Annotated in this window: 13 protein-coding genes and 1 tRNA gene; 11 read left to right on the plus strand and 3 right to left on the minus strand. The window is 69.7% G+C overall.

From position 1 onward, the window contains the following. Positions 1–162: 162 nt before the first annotated feature. From ACH47Z_RS01295 to ACH47Z_RS01335, 9 genes are all read left to right on the plus strand, one after another. Positions 163–2,475, plus strand: coding sequence for an FdhF/YdeP family oxidoreductase (locus ACH47Z_RS01295; RefSeq protein ID WP_399069219.1), 2,313 nt, complete (start codon positions 163–165; stop codon positions 2,473–2,475). 62 nt (positions 2,476–2,537) lie between these two features. Further along, positions 2,538–3,029 carry a hotdog fold thioesterase gene (locus ACH47Z_RS01300; protein ID WP_399069221.1) on the plus strand — a complete coding sequence of 164 codons (492 nt, stop codon included), beginning with the start codon at positions 2,538–2,540 and terminating at the stop codon, positions 3,027–3,029. 53 nt (positions 3,030–3,082) lie between these two features. Then, on the plus strand, positions 3,083–3,484 hold the full coding sequence (locus tag ACH47Z_RS01305) for a hypothetical protein (RefSeq protein ID WP_399069223.1): 402 nt from the start codon (positions 3,083–3,085) through the stop codon (positions 3,482–3,484). Beyond that, positions 3,481–4,152, plus strand: a complete 672-nt coding sequence (locus ACH47Z_RS01310; RefSeq protein WP_399069225.1) for a Tat pathway signal sequence domain protein — start codon at positions 3,481–3,483, stop codon at positions 4,150–4,152. Before ACH47Z_RS01305 ends, ACH47Z_RS01310 begins: the two co-directional genes overlap by 4 nt. Before the next feature lie 283 nt (positions 4,153–4,435). Beyond that, complete coding sequence (locus tag ACH47Z_RS01315) at positions 4,436–5,674, plus strand: branched-chain amino acid ABC transporter substrate-binding protein (protein WP_399069226.1); 1,239 nt, start codon at positions 4,436–4,438, stop codon at positions 5,672–5,674. A 111-nt stretch (positions 5,675–5,785) separates the two neighbouring features. Further along, positions 5,786–6,718 (plus strand): branched-chain amino acid ABC transporter permease, encoded by a 933-nt coding sequence (locus tag ACH47Z_RS01320; RefSeq protein ID WP_399069228.1) that lies wholly within the window; start codon positions 5,786–5,788, stop codon positions 6,716–6,718. 5 nt (positions 6,719–6,723) lie between these two features. Next, positions 6,724–8,574, plus strand: a complete 1,851-nt coding sequence (locus tag ACH47Z_RS01325) for a branched-chain amino acid ABC transporter permease (RefSeq protein ID WP_399069230.1) — start codon at positions 6,724–6,726, stop codon at positions 8,572–8,574. Between the two features lie 5 nt (positions 8,575–8,579). Next, on the plus strand, positions 8,580–9,536 hold the full coding sequence (locus tag ACH47Z_RS01330; protein WP_399069232.1) for an ABC transporter ATP-binding protein: 957 nt from the start codon (positions 8,580–8,582) through the stop codon (positions 9,534–9,536). After that, entirely contained in the window at positions 9,533–10,249 is a 717-nt protein-coding gene (locus ACH47Z_RS01335; protein ID WP_399069233.1) for an ABC transporter ATP-binding protein, read from the plus strand. Before ACH47Z_RS01330 ends, ACH47Z_RS01335 begins: the two co-directional genes overlap by 4 nt. Positions 10,250–10,330: 81 nt before the next feature. Here ACH47Z_RS01335 and ACH47Z_RS01340 read toward each other — a convergent pair whose 3' ends face one another. Then, positions 10,331–10,987 carry an ANTAR domain-containing response regulator gene (locus tag ACH47Z_RS01340; RefSeq protein ID WP_399069234.1) on the minus strand — a complete coding sequence of 219 codons (657 nt, stop codon included), beginning with the start codon at positions 10,985–10,987 and terminating at the stop codon, positions 10,331–10,333. A 100-nt stretch (positions 10,988–11,087) separates the two neighbouring features. Here ACH47Z_RS01340 and ACH47Z_RS01345 point away from each other — a divergent pair. Further along, positions 11,088–11,162: transfer RNA gene (locus tag ACH47Z_RS01345), tRNA-Leu, on the plus strand. A gap of 61 nt (positions 11,163–11,223) precedes the next feature. On the opposite strand, the gene pyk is transcribed toward ACH47Z_RS01345, so the two are convergent. Beyond that, positions 11,224–12,663, minus strand: coding sequence for a pyruvate kinase (pyk, locus tag ACH47Z_RS01350; protein WP_399069236.1), 1,440 nt, complete (start codon positions 12,661–12,663; stop codon positions 11,224–11,226). A 208-nt stretch (positions 12,664–12,871) separates the two neighbouring features. Here pyk and ACH47Z_RS01355 point away from each other — a divergent pair, with 208 nt between their 5' ends. Next, positions 12,872–14,677, plus strand: coding sequence for a bifunctional metallophosphatase/5'-nucleotidase (locus ACH47Z_RS01355; RefSeq protein ID WP_399069238.1), 1,806 nt, complete (start codon positions 12,872–12,874; stop codon positions 14,675–14,677). Here ACH47Z_RS01355 and ACH47Z_RS01360 read toward each other — a convergent pair. Further along, a complete protein-coding gene (locus ACH47Z_RS01360) occupies positions 14,674–15,798 on the minus strand; it encodes a GDSL-type esterase/lipase family protein (RefSeq protein ID WP_399069240.1) in 1,125 nt (374 codons plus the stop codon). The two genes, ACH47Z_RS01355 and ACH47Z_RS01360, sit on opposite strands and share 4 nt — an antisense overlap. Position 15,799: the final 1 nt, after the last annotated feature.

Below are 15,799 nucleotides of genomic sequence, written 5' to 3' on the forward strand. Positions count from 1 at the left end.
AGCCGAGGGTCGTGGTTCGGTCACTCGGTGTGCGGGGAGCCGGCGGAAGGAGAGGACCAGAGGGAGAAGCCAGAGGGAGAAGAAGGGGGACGGTTCCGTTGTCGGTGGGCCGTGGGAGGATCTGCGGCGTACATCTCACACGCAGTCGAAGGGGAGCGTGCGATGGCGACGAAGCCGCCCAAGGGTGATCCGGTTCAGGACGCGCCGCAGGTCGCGGAGCCGAAGCACGCGGCCGCGGGGCTGCCGGCCATCGGCCACACCCTGCGCATCGCCCAGCAGCAGATGGGCGTGCGGCGCACCACGCTGACGCTGTTGCAGGTGAACCAGAAGAAGGGGTTCGACTGCCCGGGCTGCGCCTGGCCGGAGCCGGACCACCGGCACACGTTCGAGTTCTGCGAGAACGGCGCGAAGGCGGTGGCCGAGGAGGCCACCCTGCGCCGGGTCACGCCGGAGTTCTTCGCCGCTCACTCCGTGGCCGACCTGGCCGGCCGGAGCGGCTACTGGCTGGGACAGCAGGGGCGGCTCACGCACCCCATGTATCTCCCCGAGGGCGGCACGCGCTACGAGCCGGTGTCCTGGGAGCGCGCCTTCGACATCGTCGCCGAGGAGATCGCGGCCCTCTCCTCCCCCGACGAGGCCGTCTTCTACACCTCGGGGCGCACCAGCAACGAGGCCGCGTTCCTGTACCAGCTCTTCGCGCGCGAGCTGGGCACGAACAACCTGCCGGACTGCTCCAACATGTGCCACGAGTCGTCCGGGTCGGCGCTCAGCGAGACCCTCGGCGTCGGCAAGGGCAGCGTCCTGCTGGAGGACCTCCACCAGGCCGACCTGATCATCGTCGCGGGACAGAACCCGGGCACGAACCATCCCCGTATGCTCTCCGCGCTGGAGAAGGCCAAGGCGAACGGCGCGAAGATCATCAGCGTCAATCCGCTGCCCGAGGCCGGCCTGGAGCGGTTCAAGAACCCGCAGACCCCGCAGGGCCTGCTGAAGGGCGCCGCCCTCACCGATCTGTTCCTGCAGATCCGCATCGGCGGCGACCAGGCGCTCTTCCGGCTCCTCAACAGGCTGATCCTGGAGACGCAGGGCGCGGTCGACGAGGAGTTCGTCCGGGAACACACCCACGGGTTCGAGGAGTTCGCCGAGGCCGCCCGCGCCGCCGACTGGGACGAGACCCTCGAGGCGACGGGCCTCACGCGCGCGGAGATCGAGCGGGCGCTCGGCATGGCGCTCGCCTCGAAGCGCACGATCGTCTGCTGGGCCATGGGCCTCACACAGCACAAGCACGCGGTGCCGACCATCCGCGAGGTGGTCAACTTCCTGCTGCTGCGCGGCAACGTCGGCCGCCCGGGCGCGGGCGTGTGCCCGGTGCGCGGTCACTCCAACGTGCAGGGCGACCGCACGATGGGCATCTTCGAGCGGCCGGCCCCGGCCTTCCTGGACGCGCTGGAGAAGGAGTTCGGCTTCGCGCCGCCGCGCGAGCACGGCTTCGACGTCGTCCGGGCCATCCGCGCGCTGCGCGACGGAGAGGCGAAGGTGTTCTTCGCCATGGGCGGCAACTTCGTCTCCGCCTCCCCCGACACCGAGGTCACCGAGGCCGCGATGCGGCGCGCGCGACTGACCGTGCACGTGTCGACCAAGCTCAACCGCTCGCATGTCGTCACGGGCGCGCGGGCGCTGATCCTGCCCACGCTGGGCCGCACCGAGCGGGACGTGCAGGCCGGCGGCGAGCAGTTCGTGACCGTCGAGGACTCGATGGGCATGGTGCACGCCTCCCGCGGGCGGCTCGCGCCGGCGAGCCCGCGGCTCAGGTCCGAGCCCGCGATCATCTGCGGTCTCGCGCGCCGGGTGCTCGGCGAGGACAGCGTCGTGCCGTGGGAGGAGTTCGAGAGGGACTACGCGGCGATCCGTGACCGCATCGCGCGCGTGATCCCCGGTTTCCAGGACTTCAACGCGCGCGTGGCCCGGCCGGGCGGCTTCGCGCTGCCGCACGCCCCGCGCGACGAGCGCCGCTTCCCGACGGCCACGGGCAAGGCGAACTTCACGGCGGCGCCGGTGGAGTACCCCGAACTGCCCGAGGGCCGGCTGCTGTTGCAGACCCTGCGCTCGCACGACCAGTACAACACCACGATCTACGGCCTGGACGACCGCTACCGGGGCATCACGGGCGGCCGCCGGGTGGTGCTCGTACACGCCGAGGACGCCCGGACGCTCGGGTTCGCCGAGGGGTCGTACGTCGACCTGGTCAGTGAGTGGAAGGACGGCGTGGAGCGGCGGGCGCCCGGCTTCCGCGTCGTGCACTACCCGACGACCCGGGGCTGCGCGGCGGCCTACTACCCCGAGACGAACGTCCTCGTCCCGCTCGACGCCACCGCCGACACCAGCAACACCCCGGCCAGCAAGTCCGTCGTCATACGTCTCGAAGATCACACCGGGAGCACGGTGGGCCGTCTGGAACAATCGGCGACCGACTGAGCGTTTGCTCAGTCAGGAGTCAGCCGCCAGCGGACAGCTGGACGACGAACGGAGCAGGGCCCATGGGTGAGCAGCAGCGAGTGACGTTCCCGCAGGAGGTGATCGACGAGTACGCGGCGCTCGGTGTGGACCTGCCCGCCCTGTTCTCGGCCGGACACCTGGGCACGCGGATGGGCGTGGAGATCCTGGAGGCCTCGGCGGACAAGGTCGTCGGGACCATGCCGGTGGAGGGCAACACCCAGCCGTACGGGCTGCTGCACGGCGGCGCCTCCGCGGTGCTGGCGGAGACCCTGGGCTCGGTGGGCTCCATGCTGCACGGCGGCAGCTCGAAGATCGCGGTGGGTGTGGACCTGAACTGCACGCACCACCGCGGGGTCCGCTCGGGTCTGGTGACGGGTGTGGCCACGCCCGTGCACCGGGGCCGGTCGACGGCGACGTACGAGATCGTGATCAGCGACGAGGAGGGCCGCCGGGTGTGCAGCGCCCGGCTGACCTGCCTGCTGCGGGACGCGCGCCCGGGCGACGAGGCGCACGCGCGGCCCACCGCGGACTGACCCGCGCGCGCCGGACCGTTGCTCCCCGCCGTCCCGCCCCTTAGCTTCGGGGCGTGGGACGGCGAGGGGACCCCCGGCCGGGGGTGAGGTTCCTGTTGCTCGGGCTGACACTGCCCGCGCTCCTGCTGACACAGGCCTGCGCCCGGCCAGGCCATACCGAGCACCCCCACACCGCTTCTCCGTCCCCCTCCCCCACACCCGCCGCCGACCTGTGCACCCACCTCATCGCGCACTGGTCGCGCAAGGTGCTCGACGGCACCACCTACGGCGATTACCAGTCGATGGGCCTGTCCACCGGGCAGTTCGAGATCCTGCGGGACGTCGTGGACGCGGCACGCGTCGTGAAGCGGCGTCAAGGCGAGCCCGCAGCCGACGAGTTGATCGGCCGTCAGGCGCGACAGGCCTGCACCGAGCGCTACCGGTACGGGACTCCGACGGGAGGTTCCTGGCAGTGAGCGGTATCGGCCCCCTGGAGCCCGGCGAGGGCACGCACGCGTGGGACACCGAGGAGCCGGTGGGCCCGGTCGGCCCAACTCCCCACGCCCTGAGCCGGTTTCACGGCGCGCTCGCGACCCGGTACGCCCGCCGCCGGCGGGCCACGCTCGCCCTCGCCGCCGCTGCCGTACTCCTCGGCGGTGGTGGCTATCTTTACGCCACCCGGCCGCAGCGACCGGCACAGCCCCCGCCGCCCCCGGCCCCCTATCCCGCGCAGGCCGTGGAGGTGGCGTTCGCCGGCGGGCGGCCCACTCCGGCCGGTGCCCCGCCCCACAGCTTCAGCTTCGCGGTGCTACTGAGCGTGGAGTCCGGGCCACCGGTCACCGTGACCCGGGTGACCCAGCCGTACGCGGGACTGTCGCTGGTGACGGACCCACGCACCCCCTTCCGGACAGAGGAAGGATCCGACCGCAAGATCACAATAACCATGCACGTGACCGAATGCGGAAAAGTGCCTAAGGACGCCGGACTCCCTTTCCTGGATGTAACGCTGCGTAATACGCGCGCAATGCAGATTCAGAGCTTCATCCTCGGTACGCGCTACGCGCAACACCTCTCCCAGGCCCTGAAAGCTGCCTGCGGCAACAAGATCACGTCATCACCAAAACCCTCGAGACACCTGAATTGATCATGGGGGATCCTGCGGGTTCTCACCATGCGGACGGGGCGAATCGGCTGGAATTCCGCCGTTCCCCCCAGGGCGTACCGCTCTGCATTACGTCGTGTCATAACAAGAGAGTCACAGCCTTGGTCAGACCCTCCTCCACGTTCCCTGCACACGCTTAGAGTCACGGCCAGTCACCGCGCCGCCGAATGCTCTTCGACCCGCCTCTTCGGGCTTGTCACTTCGGGCAGGCGCGTGGCTCGGCCGTTTCCAGGGGGAAGCGGTCGTCCAGGGGAAAGGACTGATCGTGCGTCAACGTTCGCTCATCGCCATCACCGCCGCGCTGGCAGCGGGAGCACTCACCCTCACCGCCTGCGGCTCGCGCGACAGCGGCGACAAGGGTTCCGACTCCGGAAAGGGCGGCGGCACCACCGTCACCATCGGCGTCGACGCCCCGCTGACCGGCGACCTGTCCGCGCTCGGCCTGGGCATCAAGAACTCCGTGGACCTCGCGGTCAACACGGCCAACAAGCAGAACCTGGTCAAGGGCGTCACCTTCAAGATCTCGGCCAAGGACGACCAGGCGCAGCCCTCCTCCGGCCAGCAGAACGCCTCCGCGTTCGTCTCCGACTCCTCCGTCCTCGGTGTCGTCGGCCCGCTCAACTCCTCGGTCGCCCAGTCGATGCAGAAGGTCTTCGACGACGCCAAGCTGGTGGAGGTCTCGCCGGCCAACACCAACCCCGCGCTGACGCAGGGCACCGACTGGCAGAAGTCCAAGGCGCGCCCGTACAAGTCGTACTTCCGCACCGCGACCACGGACGCCATCCAGGGCCCGTTCGCCGCGCAGTACGTCTTCAACAAGGCCAAGAAGACCAAGGTCTTCGTCATCGACGACAAGAAGACCTACGGCGCCGGTCTCGCCGCGACCTTCACCAGCGAGTTCACCAAGCTCGGCGGCAAGGTGGTCGGCACCGAGCACATCAACCCCGACACCAAGGACTTCTCCGCGGTCGCCACCAAGGTGAAGAACTCCGGTGCCGAGGTGGTCTACTACGGCGGCGAGTACCCGCAGGCCGGTCCGCTCAGCAAGCAGATCAAGGCCGCCGGCGCCAACATCCCGCTGATCGGCGGCGACGGCGTCTACGACCCGACCTTCATCAAGCTGGCCGGCGACGCCGCCACCGGCGACTTCGCCACCTCGGTCGGCGCGCCGGTCGAGACGCTGGCCTCCGCCAAGGAGTTCGTCGCCAACTACAAGGCGGGGGGCTACAAGGAGGACTACGCGGCCTACGGCGGCTACTCCTACGACTCGGCCTGGTCGATCATCGAGGCCGTGAAGAAGGTCGTCGACGACAACGGTGGCAAGCTGCCGTCCGACGCCCGCGCGAAGGTGACCGCCGCGCTGCAGAACGTGTCCTTCGACGGTGTGACCGGCAAGGTCTCCTTCGACGAGTTCGGTGACGCGACCAACAAGCAGCTCACCGTCTACTCCGTGACGGGCGGAGCCTGGAAGGCCGTGGAGTCCGGCACCTACAACGGCGGCTGACCCCACACCCGCACCTGCTGAGCCGCGCGGGGCGCTGTTCCACAGGCGCCCCGCGCGGACTCGCATCCGGCCCCATCCGTCGAACTTTCCGAACGTCTCGGAGGACATGCGGTGCACGAACTGCCGCAGCAGCTGGTCAACGGCCTGCTACTGGGATCCATGTACGGGCTGGTCGCCATCGGCTACACAATGGTCTACGGCATTGTCCAGCTCATCAACTTCGCCCACGGCGAGATCTTCATGACCGGCGCCTTCGGCGCGCTCACGGTCTACGCGTACGTACTGCCCGACGGCACCTCGATGTGGGTGGCCCTGCCGCTGATGCTGATCGGCGCGATCCTCGTCGCCGTCACGGTCGCCGTCGGAGCGGAACGGTTCGCCTACCGCCCGCTGCGCACCGCACCGCGGCTCGCGCCCCTCATCACCGCCATCGGTCTCTCCCTGGCGCTGCAGCAGGCGGTGTGGGCCTGGTACCCCGAGGCGAAGTCCGCCCGCACGTTCCCGAGCATCCCCGGCGGGCCCTTCAACATCGGCAGCGTCACCATCCAGACCGGCGACATCTTCCTGGTCGTGGCGGCCCCGCTCAGCATGGCGGTCCTCGCCTACTTCGTGATGCGCACCCGCACCGGCCGCGGTATGCAGGCCACCGCCCAGGACCCGGACACCGCGAAGCTGATGGGCGTCAACACCGACCGGATCATCGTGATCGCGTTCGCCGTCGGTGCCGCGTTCGCCGCCGTGGGCGGGGTCGCCTACGGCCTGAAGTACGGTCAGATCGACTTCCGGATGGGCTTCATCCTCGGCCTGAAGGCCTTCACCGCGGCCGTCCTCGGCGGCATCGGCAACATCTACGGCGCCATGCTCGGCGGTCTCGTCCTCGGTGTGGCCGAGGCGCTGTCCACCGCCTACATCGCGGACATCCCCGGCATGGACAAGTTCGGCAGCCAGTCCTGGGCAGATGTCTGGGCGTTCGTACTCCTCATCCTCGTGCTGCTGTTCAGGCCACAGGGCCTGCTCGGCGAGCGCGTCGCGGACAGGGCGTGACAGCGATGACCACACAGACCACACCGTCCGAGTCCCCCAGGTCCCCCGAGACCCCGGAGACCTCGAGCACCCCCGCGGCCGCCCTGTCCGGCCTGGTCCCGCTGCCGGCGCCGCTCGGGCGGGCCCTCGCCACCGGCGGTGGCGCCCTCGCGATCGTCTCCACGTTCCTGTCCTGGACCTGGACCACCGACTTCCCCGGCGACCTCACCGTCTACGGCTACCCGGGCGGCCTGCAGGTCCTCGTGCTGATCGGCGGCGTCCTCACCACCCTGTTCGGCCTCGCCTCGTACGGCATCAAGGGCCTCGGGTGGCTGACGCCCGGCAGCGCCGACGCCGCCCTGAAGATGGCCGCGCTCGGCACCTTCGGCACCGCCTGGTACACCGTCATCGCCATCAGCGCCGAACTCGGCGGCCTGGTGAACCTCGATCCCGGCGGTGTCGTCGTCGCCGTCGCCACCCTCGTCGCCCTGCTCGGCGCGCTGGCCCTGCCGTTCGAGCGGCCCGAGCCGGACCTCGCCGACCCGGACGACACCGGCTGGGAGCTGTTCCGGCACAACAGCCGGCAGAACTGGAACGTGTTCAAGGCCGCCTTCGCCGCCGAGCCGTCCGGCCCGGCCCGCAAGCTGCCCGCCTACGCGGAGATCCTGGTCATCGTCGCGGCCATGGCCGTCGGCCTGATCGTCTTCTCCTACGGCATCGACACCTCGTACGACGAGCTGTTCATCGGCTTCATGATCACCGCCGGTTTCGGCTTCGCCACCGTCGCCAAGGCCGGGCTCGTGGCCCGGGTCTCGGCGATCACCGCCCGGCACCGCACCATCACCATGACCGGCGCGTTCGTCGCCGCCGCGGCCTTCCCGCTCACCCAGTCCAACGACGAGTACGCGACGATCGGCGTCTACATCCTGATCTTCGCGACCGTCGCCCTCGGCCTGAACATCGTCGTCGGCCTCGCCGGCCTCCTCGACCTCGGTTACGTCGCCTTCCTCGGCGTCGGCGCCTACACCTCGGCCCTGGTCTCCGGCTCGCCGTCCTCTCCGCTGCACGTCAACTGGCCGTTCTGGGCCTCGGCCCTGCTCGGCGCGGCCGTCGCCATGGTCTTCGGCGTCATCATCGGCGCCCCGACCCTGCGGCTGCGCGGCGACTACCTCGCCATCGTGACGCTCGGCTTCGGTGAGATCTTCCGGATCACCGTCCTCAACATGGACGGCACCTCCGGCCCGGACGTCACCAACGGCTCCAACGGCATCTCCTCGATCCCGAACCTGAAGATCCTCGGCTTCGACTTCGGCCAGGAGCACCAGTTCCTCGGCGCCACCATCGGCCGGTTCGCGAACTACTTCCTGCTGATGCTGCTCATCACGCTCATCGTGGTCGTGGTTTTCCGGCGCAGCAGCGACTCCCGCATCGGCCGCGCCTGGATCGCCATCCGCGAGGACGAGACCGCCGCGCTCGCCATGGGCATCAACGGCTTCCGGGTCAAGCTCATCGCGTTCGCGCTCGGCGCGAGCCTCGCCGGTCTCGCCGGCTCCGTGCAGGCCCACGTCACCTACACGGTGACCCCGGAGCAGTACCAGTTCGCGCACGTCGTACCGCCCAACTCGGCGTTCCTGCTGGCCGCGGTGGTCCTCGGCGGCATGGGCACCATCGCCGGCCCGCTGGTCGGCGCGGCCCTGCTCTATCTGATCCCGGCCAAGCTCCAGTTCCTGGGCGACTACCAGCTCTTCGCCTTCGGCGTCGCGCTCGTCCTGCTGATGCGCTTCCGCCCGGAGGGCCTCATCCCCAACCGGCGCCGCCAGCTCGAGTTCCACGAAGAGAGCGACGCGCCCGCCGTCCTCAGCAAGGCAGGGGCCTGACCACGATGACCACCGACACCACCACCCAGGACACCGCCCCCGGCGCCGCCGCCTCCGGCGAGACCGTCCTCGACGCCCGCGGCGTGACCATGCGCTTCGGCGGCCTCACCGCCGTACGGGGCGTGGACCTCACCGTGAACAGCGGCGAGATCGTCGGCCTGATCGGCCCCAACGGCGCCGGCAAGACGACCTTCTTCAACTGCCTGACCGGCCTGTACGTCCCCACCGAGGGCGAGGTCCGCTACAAGGGCCAGGTACTGCCGCCGAAGTCCTTCAAGGTCACCGCGGCCGGCATCGCCCGTACCTTCCAGAACATCCGGCTGTTCGCCAACATGACCGTGCTGGAGAACGTCCTCGTCGGCCGGCACACCCGCACCAAGGAGGGCCTGTGGTCCGCGCTGCTGCGCGGCCCCGGCTTCCACCGCGCCGAGGCGGCCTCCCGCGCCCGGGCCATGGAACTGCTGCAGTTCGTGGGCCTGGACCGCAAGGCCGAGCACCTCGCCCGCAACCTCCCCTACGGCGAGCAGCGCAAGCTCGAGATCGCCCGCGCCCTGGCCAGCGAGCCCGGTCTGCTGCTGCTCGACGAGCCGACGGCCGGCATGAACCCGCAGGAGACCCGGGCCACCGAGGAACTGGTCTTCGCCATCCGGGACAAGGGCATCGCCGTACTCGTCATCGAGCACGACATGCGGTTCATCTTCAACCTCTGCGACCGGGTGGCCGTCCTCGTGCAGGGCGAGAAGCTGATCGAGGGCGACAGCGCGACCGTCCAGGGCGACGAGCGCGTGATCGCGGCCTACCTCGGCGAACCCTTCGAGAACGCGCCCGGCGACGAGGAGGTCGCCGAGGTCGAGGCCGCCGAGGCACACGCCGAGGCCGACGCGGCCGAGGCTGCCGCAGCGCCCGAGGCGGACGCCGAGAACACGACCGACGCCGCGTCCGGCAAGGAGAGCGACCGATGACCGCACTGCTCGAAGTCGAGGACCTGAGGGTCGCCTACGGCAAGATCGAGGCCGTCAAGGGCATCTCCTTCACGGTCGAGGCCGGTCAGGTGGTCACCCTCATCGGCACCAACGGCGCCGGCAAGACCACCACGCTGCGCACGCTGTCCGGGCTGCTGAAGCCGGTCGGCGGGCAGATCCGGTTCAACGGCAAGTCGCTGAAGAAGGTCCCGGCCCACGAGATCGTCTCGCTGGGCCTCGCCCACTCCCCCGAGGGGCGGCACATCTTCCCGCGCATGACCATCGAGGACAATCTGCGCCTCGGTGCGTTCCTGCGCAGCGACAAGCCGGGCATCGAGAAGGACATCCAGCGCGCCTACGACCTCTTCCCCATCCTGGGCGAGCGGCGCAAGCAGGCCGCGGGCACCCTCTCCGGCGGTGAGCAGCAGATGCTGGCGATGGGCAGGGCGCTGATGTCCCAGCCGAAGCTGCTGATGCTGGACGAGCCGTCGATGGGTCTCTCGCCGATCATGATGCAGAAGATCATGGCGACGATCGCCCAGCTGAAGGCCCAGGGCACCACGATCCTGCTGGTCGAACAGAACGCCCAGGCCGCGCTGTCGCTGGCCGACCAGGGGCATGTGATGGACGTCGGCACGATCGCCCTGTCGGGCACAGGACAGGACCTGCTGCACGACGAGTCGGTACGGAAGGCGTACCTGGGCGAGGACTGATCTTCGTATACGACGTCGAGGCCCGCACCCGGAGAACCGGGTGCGGGCCTCGACGTATGAGAGGTCGTACGAGAAGAGGACTCAGCCCTTCTTGCTCGCCTTCTTCTCCTGGCTGTCCGCGATGACCGCCTCCGCGACCTGCTGCATCGACATACGGCGGTCCATGGAGGTCTTCTGGATCCAGCGGAACGCGGCCGGCTCGGTCAGGCCGTACTCGGTCTGGAGGATGGACTTCGCGCGGTCGACCAGCTTGCGGGTCTCCAGGCGCAGGGTGAGGTCGGCGACCTCCTTCTCCAGCTGCTTCAGCTCGGTGAAGCGGGAGACGGCCATCTCGATGGCCGGGACGACGTCGCTCTTGCTGAACGGCTTCACCAGGTACGCCATGGCGCCGGCGTCCCGGGCGCGCTCCACGAGGTCGCGCTGGGAGAAGGCGGTGAGCATCAGGACCGGCGCGATGGACTCCTCGGCGATCTTCTCGGCCGCGGAGATGCCGTCCAGCTTGGGCATCTTCACGTCCATGATGACCAGGTCCGGCCGGTGCTCCCGGGCGAGCTCGACGGCCTGCTCGCCGTCCCCGGCCTCGCCGACGACCGTGTACCCCTCTTCCTCCAGCATCTCCTTCAGGTCGAGCCGGATCAGGGCCTCGTCCTCGGCGATGACGACACGGGTCGTCAGCGGAGGCACGTGCGACTTGTCGTCGTCGGGCGCGTCTACGGGCTGGGGCGACTCGGCGGTCACGGGGGCTCCTCGTTCAGGGCAGGGGTACTGCTGACAAGAGCCTACCTAGCTACGGTATGGTGGACGCGCGGAGGGTCGAGGGAAACCTTGGATTCTGCGAGCCCCGGTAGCCCAATTGGCAGCAGGCAACGGATTCAAAACCCGTACAGTGTCGGTTCGAGTCCGACCCGGGGCACTTTTCCTTGGATTCCAAGGTCGGCAATCAGCAAGGCCCCTCCGGCAAGAGGGGCCTTTTCTCATCCCCTGGGACTGTCGTCCTCCCCGATGTGGTGGACCCGGACCATGTTGGTCGAGCCGGAGACGCCGGGCGGGGAGCCGGCCGTGATCACCACGATGTCACCCTTCCGGCAGCGGCCGTACTTCAGGAGCAGGTCGTCCACCTGGTCGACCATGGCGTCAGTGGAGTCGACGTGCGGGCCGAGGAAGGTCTCCGCACCCCAGGTGAGGCTGAGCTGGGAGCGGGTGGCCGGCTCGGGGGTGAAGGCCAGGAGGGGGATCGGGGAGCGGTAGCGGGACAGGCGGCGGGCGGTGTCTCCCGACTGGGTGAACGCGACGAGGAACTTCGCGCCGAGGAAGTCGCCCATCTCCGCCGCCGCGCGGGCGACGGCGCCGCCCTGGGTGCGGGGCTTGTTGCTCTCCGTCAGCGGCGGCAGGCCCTTGGCGAGCATGTCCTCCTCGGCCGCCTCGACGATCTTCGCCATGGTGCGCACGGTCTCGATCGGGTACTTGCCGACGCTGGTCTCGCCGGAGAGCATCACCGCGTCCGTGCCGTCGAGGACCGCGTTGGCCACGTCGGAGGCCTCGGCGCGGGTCGGGCGGGAGTTGTCGATCATCGAATCGAGCATCTGGGTGGCGACGATGACCGGCTTGGCGTTGCGCCGGGCGAGCTTGACCGCGCGCTTCTGCACGATCGGCACCTGCTCCAGCGGCATCTCCACGCCCAGGTCGCCGCGCGCCACCATGATCCCGTCGAAGGCGGCCACGATGCCGTCGAGGTTCTCCACGGCCTGTGGCTTCTCGACCTTGGCGATCACCGGCAGCCTGCGGCCCTCCTCGGCCATGATGCGGTGCACGTCCTTGGCGTCGTCGCCGCTGCGGACGAAGGAGAGGGCGATGACGTCGCAGCCGGTGCGCAGCGCCCAGCGCAGGTCGTCCTCGTCCTTCTCGGAGAGGGCGGGGACGGAGACGGCGACGCCGGGGAGGTTCAGTCCCTTGTGGTCGGAGACCATGCCGCCCTCGACCACCCGGGTGTGCACGCGCGGGCCGTCGACGGCGGTGACCTCGAGGCAGACCTTGCCGTCGTCCACGAGGACGCGTTCGCCGGGGGTGACATCGGCGGCGAGGCCGGCGTAGGTGGTGCCGCAGCGGTGGCGGTCGCCCGCGACGCCCTCCTCGACGGTGATGGTGAACTCGTCACCGCGTTCAAGGAGTACGGGGCCCTCGCCGAAGTGCCCGAGCCGGATCTTCGGACCTTGAAGGTCGGCGAGAATTCCGACGCTGCGGCCGGTCTCGTCGGCCGCCTTCCGTACGCGTTGGTAGCGCTCCTCGTGCTCGGCGTGCGTGCCGTGGCTGAGGTTGAGGCGGGCGACGTCCATTCCGGCCTCGACCAGTGCCTTGATCTGGTCGTACGAGTCGGTGGCGGGCCCCAGAGTACAGACGATCTTCGCTCGGCGCATACGTCGAGCCTAGGCCTTACCGGTGGGTAGAGAATCGGCCCCACATGACCACTCAACAACCTTTGAGTAAAGGGACGTTGACAAGTGTTGAATTGTGCGACGACTCGCTCCGATGAGCGAATTTCACTCTTCCGAAGCCTGGTGCCCCGGGTCATGCCCAGGTCAGAATCTACGCGCGTCGTTGACTGATCCACAAGGAGACCATGAGATGCCCTTGAACCGCCGGAAGTTCCTGAAGCAGTCCGCCGCCACCGGGGCGGGGGTGGCGGTCGCCGGCGCGGCGGCGGCTCCGGCGGCCGAGGCCGCCCAGCCCCACCGGCCCGGCCGCCCCGTCAAGCGGTACGCGCTGACCGTGATGGGCACCACCGACCTGCACGGCCACGTCTTCAACTGGGACTACTTCAAGGACGCGGAGTACTCCGACAAGGCCGGCAACGCGATGGGCCTGGCCCGCATCGCGACCCTCGTCGAGCAGGTCCGCAAGGAGAAGGGCCGCCGCAACACCCTGCTGCTGGACGCCGGTGACACCATCCAGGGCACCCCGCTGGCCTACTACTACGCCAAGGTCGACCCGATCACCGCGAAGGGCGGCCCGGTGCATCCGATGGCCAAGGCGATGAACGCCATCGGGTACGACGCGGCGGCGCTCGGCAACCACGAGTTCAACTACGGCATCGAGACCCTGCGCCGGTTCGAGGAGCAGCTCGACTTCCCGCTGCTCGGCGCCAACGCGGTCGACGCGAGGACCCTGCGGCCCGCGTTCCCGCCGTACACGATGAAGACGTTCCACGTGCCGGGCGCCAAGCCGGTCAGGGTGGCCGTGCTGGGCCTGACCAACCCGGGCATCGCGATCTGGGACAAGGCCCATGTGCAGGGCAAGCTGGCGTTCCCGGGCCTGGAGGAGCAGGCCGCGAAGTGGGTGCCGAAGCTGAGGGCGATGGGCGCCGACGTGGTCGTGGTGTCCGCGCACTCGGGTACGTCGGGCACGTCGTCGTACGGCGACCAGGTGCCGTACGTGGAGAACGCGGCCGCGAACGTGGCGCGGCAGGTGCCGGGCATCGACGCGATCCTGGTCGGGCACGCACACGTGGAGATCCCGGAGCTGAAGGTCGTCAACGAGCGGAACGGCAGGACGGTGGTCCTCTCCGAGCCGCTGTGCTTCGCCGAGCGCCTCACCCTCTTCGACGTCCAACTCGTCTTCGGCAAGGGCCGCTGGACGGTCGAGTCGGTCTCCGCGTCGCTGCGCAACGCCAACACGGTCGCCGACGACCCGGAGATCACACGGCTGTTGAAGGAGGAGCACGAGAAGGTCGTCGCGTACGTCAACCAGGTCGTGGGCCGGGCGACACAGACGCTGACGACGGTCGAGGCCCGCTACAGGGACGCCCCGATCATCGACCTGATCACCAGGGTGCAGGAGGACGTGGTCAGGGCGGCCCTCGCGGGCACGCAGTACGCCGCGCTGCCGGTGATCGCGCAGGCCTCGCCGTTCTCCCGGACCTCCGAGATCCCGGCCGGCACGGTGACCATCCGGGATCTGTCGAGCCTGTACGTCTACGACAACTCGCTGGTCGCCAAGCTGCTGACGGGCGCCCAGGTGCGCGCCTACCTGGAGTACTCGGCGGAGTACTACAACCAGACGGCCGCCGGTGCCCCGGTCGACGTCGACAAGCTCACCAACGCGGGCGGCCGTCCGGACTACAACTACGACTACGTGTCGGGGCTGTCGTACGACATCGACATCGCCCGGCCGGCCGGGTCCCGGATCAGGAACCTGTCCTTCAGGGGCGCCCCGCTGGACGACGCGCAGCAGTTCGTGCTCGCCGTGAACAACTACCGTGCCAACGGAGGCGGTGCGTTCCCGTACGTCGCCGGCGCGAAGGAGCTGTGGTCGGAGTCGACCGAGATCCGCACCCGGATCGCGGAGTGGGTCACCGCGAAGGGGGTGCTGGACCCGAAGGACTTCGCCTCGGCGGACTGGAGGCTGGTGCGGAACGGGACCCCGGTGTTCTAGAGGTCGAGCAGTGACAGGTCGACGGCGTCGGCGATCGCCTTCGCGCCGGCGTCGTTGACGTGCAGTCCGTCGCCGCTGTTGAACTCCTCGCGGATCCGGTCGGGTTCGGCCGGGTCCGCGACGGCGGCGGCCACGTCCACGATGCCGTCGAAGGGGTGGTCCCCGCCCAGCAGCCAGGCGTTCACCTCGCGCCGCACCGCCTGGCCGGCCTCGTTGTCGTAGCCGTCGTAGACCGTGCCGCGGTAGGGGCCGACGGTGGAACCGATGACGGTCAGCCCGGCGGCGTGCAGCCGGTCGGCCAGGGCGGTCAGACCGGCGATGAACTCGGCGGCCGTGGGCGGCGTTCCGGCCTGGGGGAAGGCGATGTGGCCGGGCAGGCCGAGGTCGTTGAGGCCGATGTGGATCAGGACGTGGCTCACCCCGGGCACCGCGAGGACGTCCCGGTCGACGCGGGCGAGGAGGCGTTCGCCGATCTCGTCGGTGAGCAGGCGGTTGCCGGAGATGCCCTGGTTGACGATCCAGCCGCGGGTCAGGCGGCGGCCGAGCTGGGCCGGGAAGCTGTTGTCGAGGCCGGGTGTGGTGGCCGCGCCCTCGATCCAGGAGTCCCCGAAGGCGACCGCGATCCGGGTGCCCTCGGGCGCGCGGACGTCGGCGCCGATCCCGAAGTGGCCGGTGGGCACCTCCTCGGCATCCCGCAGGGCCGGCGCGGTCAGCTGGTCGCCGGGGGCGGCGTGGCCGATGTCGTAGGGCACCGCGGAGAAGGTGGTCAGGCCGGTGTCACCGGGCAGATGGAGGCCGACCGTGAGGACCTGGCCCGCGGTGACGGGCTGCTCGACCGGGTCGGAGACGAGGTCCCCGCCGGCCGGGACCGTGGCGGCCTTGGCACCGTCGAAGGTGAGCGGGGTGTCCAGCCCGTCTCCGCGGAGGTGCGCGCCGCCGATCTCCAGCGGCTCCTTGCCGTAGCGGTTGCTGAGCGTGATCCGCACCGCCTCCCCGCCTCCGGCGAGCCGCAGGGACTGGCGCAGGGTCTGATCGGCGAAGCCTCTGCTCTCGAAGAGGCGGAAGCCTTCGTACGGGTCGATGACGGCGGTGCGGTGGGCGGCGATCCAAGTCGTGGTCATG

Source organism: Streptomyces sp. NPDC020192, assembly GCF_044388685.1.
Lineage (GTDB): Bacteria > Actinomycetota > Actinomycetes > Streptomycetales > Streptomycetaceae > Streptomyces.

Coding starts and splice junctions, on each gene's coding strand:
- ACH47Z_RS01360 (WP_399069240.1), bottom strand. CDS start 15,798: ATGACCACGACTTGGATCGCCGCCCACCGCACCGCCGTCATCGACCCG.
- ACH47Z_RS01325 (WP_399069230.1), top strand. CDS start 6,724: ATGACCACACAGACCACACCGTCCGAGTCCCCCAGGTCCCCCGAGACC.
- ACH47Z_RS01355 (WP_399069238.1), top strand. CDS start 12,872: ATGCCCTTGAACCGCCGGAAGTTCCTGAAGCAGTCCGCCGCCACCGGG.
- pyk (WP_399069236.1), bottom strand. CDS start 12,663: ATGCGCCGAGCGAAGATCGTCTGTACTCTGGGGCCCGCCACCGACTCG.
- ACH47Z_RS01335 (WP_399069233.1), top strand. CDS start 9,533: ATGACCGCACTGCTCGAAGTCGAGGACCTGAGGGTCGCCTACGGCAAG.
- ACH47Z_RS01295 (WP_399069219.1), top strand. CDS start 163: ATGGCGACGAAGCCGCCCAAGGGTGATCCGGTTCAGGACGCGCCGCAG.
- ACH47Z_RS01300 (WP_399069221.1), top strand. CDS start 2,538: ATGGGTGAGCAGCAGCGAGTGACGTTCCCGCAGGAGGTGATCGACGAG.
- ACH47Z_RS01330 (WP_399069232.1), top strand. CDS start 8,580: ATGACCACCGACACCACCACCCAGGACACCGCCCCCGGCGCCGCCGCC.